Below are 12,300 nucleotides of genomic sequence, written 5' to 3'. Positions count from 1 at the left end.
GAGGAGCGCCCTGTGTGCGGGATCGTGGGATATGTCGGTGCGGGTGACGCCGTGCCCGTCCTCATCGAGGGACTGAACCGGCTGGAGTACCGGGGCTACGACTCGGCCGGCATCGCGGTCGTCCAGCGCGGCGCGCTCAAGGTGCGCAAGGTCAGCGGCCGGGTCGCCGACCTGGAGGCGGACCTGCCGGCGAAGTTCAGGGGCGCGCCCGGCATCGGGCACACCCGCTGGGCCACCCACGGTGAGCCGAGCGTCGAGAACGCCCACCCGCACGTCGACACCGCGGGCCGGATCGCCGTGGTGCACAACGGCATCATCGAGAACGCGGACGAGCTGCGCGCCAAGCTCACCGCCGACGGTGTGGAGTTCGTGTCGCAGACGGACACCGAGACCGTCGCGCACCTGGTCGCGAAGGCGTTCGCCGACGGCGCCGAGGACCTCGAGCACGCCGTGCGGATGGCGCTGCGCCAGGTCGTGGGCGCCTACGGGCTGGCGATCGTCGACATCGAGCACCCGGACCGGATCGTGGTGGCCCGCAACGGCTCTCCGGTGCTCCTGGGCATCGGCGAGAAGGAGATGTACGTGGCGAGCGACGTCGCCGCGATCGTCGGGCACACCCGCCAGGTCGTGTACCTCGACGACGGCGAGCTCGCCACCATCACCGCCGGCGGCTACCGCACCTACACCCTCGACGACCGGACCACGGCCAAGTCGCCGTCGGAGATCGACTGGGACGTCGTCGGCGCCGAGATCGGCGACCACGCGCACTACCTGATCAAGGAGATCGGCGAGCAGCCGCGCTCCATCGAGCGCACCCTGCGCGGCCGCATCGACGAGCGTTTCAGCACCGCGCACCTCGGCGGGCTCAACCTGTCCGTGCGCGAGGCCCGCGAGTTCCGCCGGGTGAAGATCCTCGGCTGCGGCTCGGCCTGCTACGCGGGCGACCTGGGCGCCCAGCTCATCGAGGACCTGGCCCGGATGCCCGCGACGAGCGAGTCGGCGTCGGAGTTCCGCTACCGCAACCCGGTCGTCGAGCCGGACACCCTCTACGTCGCGGTCAGCCAGTCCGGCGAGACCGTGGACACCCTGGCCGCGGTGCAGGAGCTGCAGCGCAAGGGCGGCCGGGTGATCGGCGTGATCAACGTCGTCGGCTCGACGATCGCCCGCCAGGTCGACGGCGGCATCTACATCCACGCCGGCCCGGAGATGTCCGTGGCGGCCACCAAGTCGTTCACCTCGACCGTCGTGGCGTTCGCGCTGCTCGCGGTGCACCTGGGCCGGATGCGCGACCTCGCGCCCACCGAGGGCCGCCGGATCCTCGACGGGCTCGCGGCGCTGCCCGCGCAGGTCGAGCAGATCCTCGACGCCGAGAAGCGGACAGGGGCCATCGCCGCGGTGGCGGGGGAGATCGCCCAGCGCAACAGCGTGCTGTTCATCGGCCGCCGGCGGGGCTGGCCGGTGGCCAAGGAGGGCGCGCAGAAGTTCAAGGAGGTCTCGTACGTCCACGCCGAGGCCTATGCGTCCGCCGAGCTCAAGCACGGCCCGCTCGCCCTGGTCAGCCCGGAGCTGCCCACCGTCGCCTGCGTGCCGGACGACGACCTGCTGGAGAAGAACACCTCCACGCTCGCCGAGATCCGCGCCCGCCGCGGCCCGGTGGTCGCGCTGGCGCACCGCGAGCTGTCCGCGGAGCTCGCCGACAGCACGATCGTGGTCCCGCGCAACGAGCCGGAGCTGGACCCGATCCTGATGAGCGTCCCGCTCCAGCTCCTGGCCTATCACGCCGCGGTCGCCCTCGACCGCGACGTGGACCGCCCCCGCAACCTGGCGAAGTCCGTCACCGTCGAGTAGCCGCATTATGGAGCCACAACTGTCGTTCCGAGCCCCGAAAATGACAGTTATGGCTCCATAATGCGTTTGGGGCCGGTGAGCCACTCGGTCTGCGGCGGTGTCAGAGCGATCTGCATGGGGACGTGCGGGGTGCCGACGTAGGTCTCGATCTCGCCCGCGGTGGCCCAGCCCAGGCGGTGGAAGAAGCGCTCGTTGGCCACCTGGACGTGCGCGTGCATGATCCGGCCGTCCCGGGCGCCGGCGGTGTCCACCGCGAACCGCACGAGCGGGCCGCCGATCGCCGCCGCGCGGTACTGCGGCAGCACGGCCAGCCGGTCGCCGAGCCACTCGTCGGGGCCGATCGGGTAGAGCCGCACGGTGCCGGCGGGGCGGCCGAGGTGCGTCGCCAACACGTGGATCACGTCGTCGCGGGCGTCGTGCGCGTCGACGTCCGACTCGTCGAACAGCCCCTGTTCCTCGACGAACACGGCGCGCCGGATCGCGTGGTGCGCGGCCAGCGCCGCCCCGTGCACCGCGGGCCTGCAGTGCACCGGATCCACCCCGACCAGCGCGTTCACCGGCCGCACGGGCCGGATCCGCGCCTCCGGCAGGGCCATGACGCGAGCCCCGGGCTCGGGTACGACCGCCGTCACCGCACACCCCCGAGCCGCCGACCCCCGAGCCGCCGACCCCCGATGAGCGAGCGGCCCTCTGGCTCACACCTAGTGAGCGAACGCACCGTTCGCTCACTCATGACCCGGGCCGCTTCCCGATCTGGAGCAGCCCCGGGCCGCCCCCGGAACCGCACGGCGTCGCGCCGCCGCTCTGCTGGACCAGGTTGAGCGACGAGCAGGCCTGGCAGCGCGCGCAGCCCGCGACCGCGGTGTCCGCGCCCAGCCCCTTCGCCTCCAGGAAGCCGGCGACCTTGCGGTAGATCGGCTCCGTGTACTCCCGCGCGGGCGCCGGCACGTTCTCCATCAGCGAGCCCGCGACCGGCCGCAACGGCACCACGAACGGGTACACACCCATGTCGACGGCGCGGCGGCACATCTCGACGGTCAGGTCCGGGTCCTCGCCCATGCCGAGGATCACATACGTCGACACCCGGCCCTCCCCGAACAGCGACACCGCGCGCTCCCACGTGCGGAAGTAGGTGTCGATGCCGGTGCGGAACTTGCCCGGCGCCACCCGCTCCAGCACGGCCGGGTCGAACGTCTCGATGTGGATGCCCACCGAGTCGATCCCCATGGCGTGCACCTCGTTGACCACGTCCAGCGAGCGCGGCGGCTCGAACTGCACCTCCACCGGCAGCCCGGAGGCCTCCTTGACCGCCTGCCCGCAGCGGGCGACGTACAGCGCGCCGCGGTCCGGGGCCACGGACGAGCCGGTGGTCAGCGTGGCGTCGACCGCGCCGTCGAGATCCCGCGCGGCGACCGCCACCTCGGCGAGCATCTCGGGCGTCTTGCGCGCGATCGTCGCGCCCGCGGCCAGCGAGAGCCCGATCCCGCAGAAGCCGCACTGGTCCGAGTTGCCCCAGTAGTTGCACGCCTGGACGACGGTCGACGCCAGCGAGTCCAGGTGCAGCAGCGCGATCTGGTGGTAGGGGACACCGTCCGCGGTCTCCAGGTCGTAGAAGCGCGGGCGCTTCGTGCCCGAGACCGACGCGACCTTCACCCCGTCGCGGTAGATCCCCTGGCCGTCGTCCTCCGCACGGAGCGAGTACGGGGACACGGAGCTCGGCGGCACCGTGACCGGCACGCCCTCGATCCACAGCATCCCCGAGTCCGACGGCCCGGCGCCGCCCTTGCGGGAGGTCTCCAGCACGGTCTCGATCCGCAGGCCCACGCTCTGCAGGTCCATGATCAGTTCGGCGATCCCCACCGAGGATCGCTCGTCCACCGCGGTCATCCGGGATCCCTCCACTATCGGACACGCTCGTCTCCCAAAAGAGAATTCACTATGGTGGACGCGTGCGCAACATCGTCAACGAACCTCGGGTGGCCCTGATCGGTCACTCGACGACCCCGCGGGGCGGGCACGTGCACACGCTCGGCCTCGGTGAGGCGCTCCACCGCGCCGGGCAGCCGGTGCACCTGATCGCCCTGGGGGAGCGGCTCTACCGCGAGGTCGACCTGCCGCACACGCTCGTCCCGGGGCCCCGCCGCGAGGGCACCACGCTCACCGAACGCACCCTCGACGGCATCGAACGCCTGGCCACGGCCCTCGCGGAGCGCATCGACGAGTTCGACGTCCTGCACGCCCAGGACTGCCTCGCCGCGAGCGCCGCGCTGGCCGCCCGCGAGCGCACCGGCGCGCCCGTCACGGTGCTGCGCACCGCCCACCACGTCGACGACTTCACCACCCCGGTGCTGGTGGAGTGCCAGCGGCGGGCCATCGTCGCGCCCGACCGAGTGCTCGTGGTGTCCCACATGTGGCGAGACATCCTGGCCCGGGACTTCGGGGTGGACGCCACGATCGTCCCCAACGGCGTGGATCTCGCCCGCTTCGCCCGGCCCGCCGCGGTCCCGAAACCCGACCGGTTCCTGCTGCTCGGCGTCGGCGGGATCGAGCCGCGCAAGGGCACGGTTCACGCGATCCGCGCGCTGGCGCGGCTGCGGGACCTCGATCCGGTGTTCGTGATCGTCGGCGGGCACTCGTTCCAGGACTTCGCGCCCTACCGGGAGGCCGCGCTCGCCGAGGCCGCCGCGCTGGGCGTCGAGGTCCGGGAGGTCGGCACGCTCACCGACGCCGAGCTCGCCGGCTGGTACGAGGCCGCGGACGTGCTCTGCTACCCGTCGACCGCCGAGGGCTTCGGGTTGGTCGCGATCGAGGCCATGGCGCTCGGGCTGCCGGTGGTGGCGAGCGATCTCCTGGTCTTCCGCGAGCACCTGACGCACGACGTCGACGCCCTGCTCCCACCCGTCGGGAACGATGTGGCCCTGGCCGCCGCGCTCCGCAGGATGATCACCGAAGCGGACCTCCGCGAGCGTCTGGCCGCTGCCGGGCGCGTCACAGCAGCCGGTTTCACCTGGGAGAACTCGGCCGAAGCCCACCGGCGCGTCTACGCCGACCTGAGCGAACGGCCCAGTCGCTCACTAGGTGTGAACGACAGTGCCGTTCGCTCACCGGAGGTGCCGGGTCGAGCGAGCGCGCCGGCCGCCCACCAGCACTGAGCGAACGGCCCCGTCGCTCAGTAGGTGTGAACGAGAGCGCCGTTCGCTCATCGGGAGCGGGCTACTCGGCGAGCAGCCGCGCCACCCTCGACTCCGCGACGGCCCGGCGGGGGTCGCCCACGGGCAGGAGGTCGACGAGGAGCTCGTGCGCCTCGAGATCGTCCCGGCCCATCCGGTGGGTGGTGAAGCTGTGCACCAGCTCGACGTCGTCCGACTCCAGCACCGCGCGGCGAAGGCCGACCTCCAGCTCGTCTCGCACCCCGCGGATCTCGGGGGCGTCCGAGCGCGGCAGCAGCGGGCCGGCGCAGGCCTTCAGCGCCTCGGCGACCCGGCCGTCCTGCAGGGCCCGGCGGACCCGGCCGAAATCCGTGTCCACCACCGCGTCGAGCCGGTACGGACGGGTGCGGAGCAGCTCGGGTCCGAGCAGCGCCCGCAGCCGGTGGATCTCGCCGCGGACGGTGGTCTGGTTGCCGTCGTCGCCGTAGAGCTGGAAGGCGAGCCGCTCGGCGGTGAGGCCCTCGGGATGCAGCGCCAGCGCGGTGAGGATCTCGGCCGGGCGCAGGGTGAGCGCGTGGCTCTCCCCGTCGAGCACCAGGCGGGGGCTGCCCTCGCCGAGGAACCGCAACGACAGCGCGTGCTGCGGGGTGCTCGCCGGGCGCGATCCCGCCCGGCGCGCAGCGCTGAGCAGGAAGCCCTCGGCCAGCGGCTCGACGTGCATCTCCCGCCCGTCCGCCAGCCGGACCCGGGCCGCGCCCGCGGTGAGCGCCTCGAGGTCCACCCGCTCCGGCCACTCGCCGAAGGGCTCGCCGGCGATGATCCGGCCGGTGGGGGTGACGAGCGCACCGGGCGTCCCGCGCAGGCTCGCCAGATGGGCCTGGTTGCGGGTGCGCAGCCGCTCGTCCGCCACCGCGAGCCGGCTGCGGAGCTGGGTCTCGGCGAGCTGCGCGGTCGTCGTGACCAGGGCGAGCATCGCCGGGTGCAGGGTGCTCCGCGGCCCGGTGATGTCCACGGCGCCGATGACCCGGCCGGTGTCGGGGTCCCGGACGGGGGCGGCCACGCAGGTCCACTCGTGCACCGCGCGCACCACGTGTTCGGTGGAGTGGATCTGGACCGGACGGCCGACGGCGAGCGTGGTCCCCATGGCGTTGGTCCCGATGACCTTCTCGGACCAGCAGGACCCCTCGACCAGGCCGACGCGGTCCGCCCGCCGGAGCACGGCGCTGGCGCCCTCGCGCCACAGCACCGTGCCCTCCTCGTCCGTGACCACCACGACGTGCATCGCCTCCTCGGCGATGCTCACCAGGTTGGTGCGCAGGAGCGGCATGATCCCGTGCAACGGGTGGGCGGAGAGGCGCTCGCGGCCCTCGCGGGGATCGAAGCGCAGGGGCGGCTGCGAGGTGGCCGGGTTGATGGCCGCGGCCAGGCTGCGCTGCCAGGACTCGGAGACGAGCGGGCGCACCACGGCATCGCCCGTGTCGTCCAGCACCGCCTCGAACAGCTCGTCGAGGGCCGCGTTGCGGGCGAACATGTGAGCGGCCTTCCGGGCGGCTCCTCCGGCGTACTCGGGCAGACCTGACACGGACACCCCGGTACCCGGCTCGCGCCCGACCACACCGTCGACTGGCATCGGCACTCCGCTTTCCGACGTCCTGCGTCCAGCCATCATGTCATCACCCCCACCCGGATGAGCAAGGCGAAGATGCCCTGTCCGAAAGGTGTGCGCCGAGCGGGCACGCGCGCGTGCAACGAACGGGCAACGTGACTCATCTTACCGTCGCGGCGTCAACCGCCCGTCGACGTTCGGAGGCTTCGCGATGACGGCTGAGGTTCTCGTCCTGGACTCACGTCCCGCCCACCCCACCCGGGTGCCGACGACGGCGGGCCGGGAACCGGGGCCGGGCCGCGGCGACTCGAGCATCGCGGCGGTCCGCACCGGCCGCCTCCTGGTGGTCGACGGCGAGGGCATCGTCCGCCTCGGCCTGCGCCAGCTCTTCGCTGCCGAGCCGGACCTGCGCATCGTCGGGGAGGCCGCGACCCCCCGCGACGCGCTCGTGGCGGCGGACCGGCTGCGCCCGGACGTCGTGCTGCTCGACGTCGACCTCGGCCGCGGCGACTCGGCCGGCATCGACGTGGCCCGCGCGCTGCTGCAGCGCCACCGCGGCACCCGCATCCTGGTGCTCACCAGCTGCCGGGACCGCGAGGTCATGCTCCGCACCGTGCGCCTGGGCGTGCACGGCTACCTCCGCAAGGGCGCCGAGACCGCCGACATCGTGGCTGCCGTCCGCACCCTGCTGCGCGGCGACGCCGTGTTCGACTCGCGCATCACCTCGCTGATGATGGACGCCCTGCGGGACCCGAAGGACAGCGCCGACGCGATCACGCCGAACGGCCCGCAGCTCACCAGCCGTGAGAACCAGGTGCTCCGGCTGCTGGCCACCGGCCGTTCCAACAAGGAGATCGCCGCGGAGCTGGTGATCAGCGAGGCGACCGTGAAGTTCCACGTGCGCAACCTCCGCGACAAGCTCGACGTCCGCCGCCGCACCGAGATCGTCTACACCGCGGCCCGGCAGGGAATCGTCTGACGACACTCGATCCCCACTGACCTGCGGAGACGACCTTCTCCACCATAGGAGACGGGCCTCCAGTAAGCTCAACGCCCGTGAGTACCGGTCCTGCGGCATGGGAGCCGATCGTGGACGCGATCGGCCCGAAGGTGCGTGCCGCGCGTAGTCGCCTCGGCCTGTCGTTGCAGCAGCTGGCGGTCCGGGCGGACGTGTCCGCCGCCGCCGTCCACAAGGTGGAGCGCGGGGACATGGTGCCCACCGTGACCACGCTCCTGAAGCTCGCGTCGGCGTTGGGGGAGCCCGTCTCGTCGTTCGTCGACGACGTCACACCGGCCGTGCCCGTCGCCGTCCACGTCCGGGCGGGGGAGCGGATCGCGGCACCTCGTGGCTGGGCTCCCGGGGCGCTGGGCGTTGCGGCACAAGGGATCGCCGCGCCGACCGACGTCCTGCGCGCGGCCGGGGTGGCCGCCGTCGTCGAACCGGGCGGGGAGAGCGGGGACACCGGGCCGCGGCGCAGCGGCGAGGAGCTGGTGCACGTGCTGGAGGGGACGTTGAGCGTGGAGGTCGCGGGCGCGACCTACGAGGTCGGGCCGGGCGACACGCTGCACTATCCGACCGACCGCGGGCACTCGTGGCGCAACGCCGGGGACGCCGCCGCCCGCGCGATCTGGGTGCGGCTCGATGGCTGAGCCGCTCCCCGGGCTGCTCCCGGTGCCGATCCCCGGGCCGACCCCCGGGACGCCCCCGCCCGACTCGCTCGCGGAGATCGCCGCGGCGTGCCTCGCCAATCCCGGGCTCGCCGCCAAGGCGGAGATCGCGCTGGTCGGCGAGGTGCTCGGCGACACGGACTGGGAGGGCGGGCCGGGGGACGACGGCGCGGTCGTCGGGAACGGGATCATCGCCTGCGGGGAGGCCCTGTTCCCGCCGTTCGTCGCGGCCGACCCGCACGGCGCCGGGTTCGCGGCCGTGCTCACGAACGTCAACGACGTGGCCGCGATGGGTGGGGTCCCGCTCGGCATCGTGGACACCGTGGTCGCCTCGGAAGCGGTGGCGCGCAAGGCCCTCGCCGGGATGCGGGAGGCCGCGGAGCTGCTCGACGTCCCGATCGTCGGCGGGCACCTGACGATGCACGACGGCGAGCCGGCGATCTCGGCGTTCGCGGTCGGGGCGTCGGCCGCGCCGCTGTCCGTCACGCGGGCCGCGCCCGGTCAGACGCTCGTGGTCGCCGCCGCGCTCGACGGGCGGATGCGCGAGGACTTCCCGTTCTTCCCCGCCTTCGAGGCGCGCGGGCGCCGGTGCGCGGGTGACGTCCGGCTGCTCGGCGCGCTCGCGGAGGCGGGCACCGTGGTGGCGGCCAAGGACATCAGCATGGCAGGGCTCGTCGGATCGCTGGCGATGCTGCTGGAGCCGGGCCGGCTCGGCGTGACGGTCGACGTCTCCGCGGTCCCGGCGCCCGCCGGGGTGCCGCTGACCCGGTGGTTCACCTGCTTCCCGAGCTTCGGCTTCCTGCTCTGCGTGCCACCGGGCCGCGAGGCGGAGTGCCTGGCCGCCTTCGCCGACCGCGACCTCGCCGCCGCGGCGGTGGGAATCCTGGACGACACCGGGATCCTCGCGCTGGCGCGGGACGGCGAGCGGGTCGAGGTCCTGGACCTGACCACCACCGCGATCACCGGCCTCCCCCGCTAGCCCAACCCCGCGAGTCGGCACTTTCGGTCGTCCGAATCACACGTACACGACGTCGTGGGGCCGGTCGTCGCCCGCGAGTCGGCATCGTCGGTCGTCCGAGTCCCACGTCCCGGTCGACGACCGAAACGTGGTTTTCGTGCTCCTGAAAGTGCCGACTCGCGGGTGTGGGGTCGGTCAGGGGGCGAGGCGGAGGTGGCGGGTGGGGGCCGGGACGAGGGTGGGGCAGATGCCGTCACCCGAGGCCCGGACCAGCGGATCGCTCGTGGGGCGGCGGCCGCGGAGGGCGGCGTCCGCGGCGGTGCTGAAGAGCCGCAGCGCGCGTTCCGGGTTCTGCCAGCGGTGCATCTGGGCGAACTCCACCCAACGGGCCGGGGGGACCGTCGCGGACTCGTCGTACTCCAGCTCGGCCCAGGTCACGGCCGTCTCGAACAGGTCGAGGACAGCGTCCGGGTCCGACTCGACGGCCAGCAGCCGGTCGTGGTGGGCACGGCGGGCGGTGTCCGCGCGGCACTCCGCGGGGCAGTCGATCCGGGCGGGCCTTCCTCCGAACGGCGTCACCCGTCCTTTGTAGGCCCGGCCCGTTTCCGGATTGTTTCCCCCGAATGAAAGCTCAGCCGAAGAAGACCTCGGCCTCGGCGTAGAGCGCGGGATCGACGAGGCGCAGCTCCTTCGTCGCCTCCAGCAACGGCACCATCACGATGTCCGTGCCCCGCAGCGCCGCCATCATGCCCCACTCGCCGGCCTGGACGGCGTCGATCGCGTGCAGGCCGAAGCGGGTGGCGAGCCACCGGTCCCGCGCGGTCGGGGTGCCGCCGCGCTGCACGTGGCCGAGCACCGTCGTCCGGGCCTCCTTGCCGGTGCGGCGCTCGATCTCGTGGGCCAGCCAGTCGCCGACGCCGCCGAGCCGGGCGTGCCCGAACGCGTCCGTCTGCCCGCTCTGCAGCACCTCCGCGCCGCCCAGCGGCATGGCGCCCTCGGACACCACGATGATCGGCGCGTACTGGGCGCGGAAGCGGCTCTCCACCCAGGCCTGCACCTGGTCGACGTCGAAGGGGCGCTCGGGGATCAGGATCGCGTTGGCGCCGCCCGCCATGCCGGCGTGCACCGCGATCCACCCGGCGTGCCGGCCCATGACCTCGACGATCAGCACGCGGTGGTGCGACTCGGCGGTGGTGTGGAGGCGGTCGATGGCCTCGGTCGCAATGGAGACGGCGGTGTCGAAGCCGAAGGTGTAGTCCGTGCCGCCGAGGTCGTTGTCGATCGTCTTCGGGACGCCGACGACCGGCACCCCGTCGTCGTGCAGCCTGGCGGCGACGCCCAGGGTGTCCTCGCCGCCGATCGCGATCAGGGCGTCGATCTCCCTCTCGGCCAGGGTCCCGCGGATCCGGTCGACGCCGTCGTCCGTGGCGAAGGGGTTGGTGCGGCTCGAACCGAGCACGGTGCCGCCGCGCGGGAGCAGGCCGCGGACCTCGGGGATGCCGAGCGGGCGCACGTCGCCCTCGAGGACGCCGCGCCAGCCGTCGCGGAACCCGACGAACTCGTGGCCGTACGCCGGTACCCCCTTGCGGACGATCGCCCGCAGGACGGCGTTGAGACCAGGGCAGTCGCCGCCCCCGGTGAGGACCCCGACACGCATGCAGCACTCCTTCTCCATCGATGCAGAAGACACTCCGATGTTACCGCCGTCACACTGAGGGGGCCTGCGCTGGGGTACCCGGCGACATGGCCGATCTCGATCCCGCCCACGCCCGCCCGCCCGGCACCTCCGACGAGCTGGTGGCCGCCGTCGGAAAACTCTCGGAGATGGTGGAGCGCGTCGAGCGCGCCCGCGGCGCGCTGTACGACTTCCACCAGCTGATGGGCGGCGCCGACGCGATGCTCGACGACGTCGTGGACGGCCTGCGCGCGACCGGGCACGAGGCCTGGGCGGACCGGATCGCCACGGAGCTGGTGGGGCGCAACGCGATCGAGGGCCGGTGGAGCTTCCAGATCGTCGAGGAGTTCGACGACTGCTACTACGGCCCGCTCACGGACACCGAACGCGCGCTGCGCGAGGACCTGATGGCGGGCCGCCGGCACGTCCTCGAGGCGGAGATGAAGGAACGCCGCCGCACCCGGGGCCACCCGCGGCACACCGCGACGCCCTCCGCGGGTGAGTAGCGGTGCCACTCACCCGCAGGGGGTGGGGGTGCCGGAGCCCTGCCGCGAGGTGAAGGAGAGGTGGACGTGGTCCACGTGGTTCTCGGTGGCGCTGCCCCGGTCCTCCATGCGCTGCCAGCCGGAGCCGTAGTTGATCCGCTGCTCCCAGATGACGTAGGAGATGCCGAGGGCCTTCTGGTTGCGCAGGGCGCAGGCGGCGATCTCGTCGCCCTTGGCGCCGCGGGCCATCAGGTCGAGGGCGAGGCCGCGCGGATGGTCGGAGACGCGGCCGCGGCCGGCGACGCCGATGAGGTCCGGCTCGTCGAACTGGCAGGAGAGGAAGCGGGCGGCGTCGCGCACCCAGGACTTCACGGCGCCGAGGGCCGAGAGGTCGGCGGGGCAGTTCAGGCGGGCCTCGGCGGCCTTGCGGGCCTCCTCGGCGGTGTGGGCGGCGTCGTTGAGCGCGGCGGACTTCAGCAGACTCCGCGCGGGATCCACGCTGTCGTCGTACCGGACGGGTAGCGCCATCGCGGCGAGCGTCGCCCCGCGCAGCGGCGGTTCCTCCTTTGCCGCGGCCTCCGGGGTGCGGGCCGAGCCGGCCAGGCCGACGCGGGCCTCGCCGGGCTCCGGGGCTAAGCCGCCGGCCAGCATCGTGACGGTCGGGGCGGCGACCGCGAGCGCGCCGCCCGTGACCGCGGCCGCGGCCGCGGCGAGCCCACGGCGCACGGCGGCCACGCCGGGTGTGGGGGAGCGGTGCCGCGACACGATCAGCCTCTCGGGCGCACGGCCCGGGCGGACCGCCGGCTCGCGGATGCGGGGAGCAGTCGAGCCGGGCGGATCGTCCGATCCGGGTCCGTCGGGGAGCCGGGCCGTCACGTCGCCGTCACCGTAGCGGAGAGTGGAGCATTCGT

At 73.4% G+C, this 12,300-nt stretch carries 12 protein-coding genes; 6 read left to right on the top strand and 6 right to left on the bottom strand.

What is annotated here, in order from left to right; translation table 11 throughout:
- Positions 1-12: 12 nt before the first annotated feature.
- Entirely contained in the window at positions 13-1,848 is a 1,836-nt protein-coding gene (gene glmS, locus ABD324_RS32845) for a glutamine--fructose-6-phosphate transaminase (isomerizing) (RefSeq protein WP_344426262.1), read from the top strand.
- 47 nt (positions 1,849-1,895) lie between these two features.
- On the opposite strand, the gene ABD324_RS32840 is transcribed toward glmS, so the two are convergent.
- Together ABD324_RS32840 and ABD324_RS32835 are read right to left on the bottom strand one after the other, a co-directional pair.
- Positions 1,896-2,480 (bottom strand): MSMEG_0567/Sll0786 family nitrogen starvation N-acetyltransferase, encoded by a 585-nt coding sequence (locus tag ABD324_RS32840; protein ID WP_344426260.1) that lies wholly within the window; start codon positions 2,478-2,480, stop codon positions 1,896-1,898.
- A gap of 97 nt (positions 2,481-2,577) precedes the next feature.
- Positions 2,578-3,735 (bottom strand): MSMEG_0568 family radical SAM protein, encoded by a 1,158-nt coding sequence (locus tag ABD324_RS32835; protein WP_344426258.1) that lies wholly within the window; start codon positions 3,733-3,735, stop codon positions 2,578-2,580.
- A gap of 62 nt (positions 3,736-3,797) precedes the next feature.
- Between ABD324_RS32835 and ABD324_RS32830 the strand changes: the two genes are divergently transcribed.
- Complete coding sequence (locus ABD324_RS32830; protein ID WP_344426256.1) at positions 3,798-5,000, top strand: MSMEG_0565 family glycosyltransferase; 1,203 nt, start codon at positions 3,798-3,800, stop codon at positions 4,998-5,000.
- Between the two features lie 61 nt (positions 5,001-5,061).
- On the opposite strand, the gene ABD324_RS32825 is transcribed toward ABD324_RS32830, so the two are convergent.
- Entirely contained in the window at positions 5,062-6,627 is a 1,566-nt protein-coding gene (locus ABD324_RS32825; RefSeq protein ID WP_344426254.1) for a helix-turn-helix domain-containing protein, read from the bottom strand.
- A gap of 187 nt (positions 6,628-6,814) precedes the next feature.
- Between ABD324_RS32825 and ABD324_RS32820 the strand changes: the two genes are divergently transcribed.
- The 3 genes from ABD324_RS32820 (at position 6,815) to ABD324_RS32810 (ending at position 9,250) form a co-directional block, all read left to right on the top strand.
- Positions 6,815-7,582, top strand: coding sequence for a LuxR C-terminal-related transcriptional regulator (locus ABD324_RS32820; protein ID WP_344426251.1), 768 nt, complete (start codon positions 6,815-6,817; stop codon positions 7,580-7,582).
- Between the two features lie 77 nt (positions 7,583-7,659).
- Positions 7,660-8,253, top strand: a complete 594-nt coding sequence (locus ABD324_RS32815; RefSeq protein WP_344426248.1) for a helix-turn-helix domain-containing protein — start codon at positions 7,660-7,662, stop codon at positions 8,251-8,253.
- Positions 8,246-9,250, top strand: a complete 1,005-nt coding sequence (locus ABD324_RS32810) for an AIR synthase related protein (RefSeq protein ID WP_344426245.1) — start codon at positions 8,246-8,248, stop codon at positions 9,248-9,250. Before ABD324_RS32815 ends, ABD324_RS32810 begins: the two co-directional genes overlap by 8 nt.
- Positions 9,251-9,424: 174 nt before the next feature.
- On the opposite strand, the gene ABD324_RS32805 is transcribed toward ABD324_RS32810, so the two are convergent.
- Both ABD324_RS32805 and ABD324_RS32800 read right to left on the bottom strand, forming a co-directional pair.
- Positions 9,425-9,808, bottom strand: a complete 384-nt coding sequence (locus ABD324_RS32805; protein ID WP_344426242.1) for a hypothetical protein — start codon at positions 9,806-9,808, stop codon at positions 9,425-9,427.
- Between the two features lie 52 nt (positions 9,809-9,860).
- On the bottom strand, positions 9,861-10,886 hold the full coding sequence (locus ABD324_RS32800; RefSeq protein ID WP_344426240.1) for a 6-phosphofructokinase: 1,026 nt from the start codon (positions 10,884-10,886) through the stop codon (positions 9,861-9,863).
- Between the two features lie 86 nt (positions 10,887-10,972).
- Between ABD324_RS32800 and ABD324_RS32795 the strand changes: the two genes are divergently transcribed.
- The gene (locus tag ABD324_RS32795) at positions 10,973-11,410 is read left to right on the top strand and encodes a hypothetical protein (protein ID WP_344426237.1); all 438 of its coding nucleotides are present in this window, start codon (positions 10,973-10,975) and stop codon (positions 11,408-11,410) included.
- Positions 11,411-11,419: 9 nt separating this feature from the next.
- Here ABD324_RS32795 and ABD324_RS32790 read toward each other — a convergent pair whose 3' ends face one another.
- Complete coding sequence (locus tag ABD324_RS32790) at positions 11,420-12,265, bottom strand: VldE C-terminal domain-containing protein (RefSeq protein ID WP_344426234.1); 846 nt, start codon at positions 12,263-12,265, stop codon at positions 11,420-11,422.
- Positions 12,266-12,300: the final 35 nt, after the last annotated feature.

It is taken from the genome of Pseudonocardia ailaonensis (assembly GCF_039531635.1).
In the GTDB taxonomy this organism is placed as follows: domain Bacteria; phylum Actinomycetota; class Actinomycetes; order Mycobacteriales; family Pseudonocardiaceae; genus Pseudonocardia; species Pseudonocardia ailaonensis.
Note: the sequence above shows the minus strand (reverse complement) of the source record. Positions and strands in the feature narration are given on the sequence as shown.

What these genes read in the sequence shown, in the direction of transcription:
- ABD324_RS32835 (WP_344426258.1), bottom strand. Translation starts at nt 3,735, where the DNA reads ATGACCGCGGTGGACGAGCGATCCTCGGTGGGGATCGCCGAACTGATC.
- ABD324_RS32825 (WP_344426254.1), bottom strand. Translation starts at nt 6,627, where the DNA reads ATGCCAGTCGACGGTGTGGTCGGGCGCGAGCCGGGTACCGGGGTGTCC.
- ABD324_RS32820 (WP_344426251.1), top strand. Translation starts at nt 6,815, where the DNA reads ATGACGGCTGAGGTTCTCGTCCTGGACTCACGTCCCGCCCACCCCACC.
- ABD324_RS32810 (WP_344426245.1), top strand. Translation starts at nt 8,246, where the DNA reads ATGGCTGAGCCGCTCCCCGGGCTGCTCCCGGTGCCGATCCCCGGGCCG.
- ABD324_RS32800 (WP_344426240.1), bottom strand. Translation starts at nt 10,886, where the DNA reads ATGCGTGTCGGGGTCCTCACCGGGGGCGGCGACTGCCCTGGTCTCAAC.
- ABD324_RS32795 (WP_344426237.1), top strand. Translation starts at nt 10,973, where the DNA reads ATGGCCGATCTCGATCCCGCCCACGCCCGCCCGCCCGGCACCTCCGAC.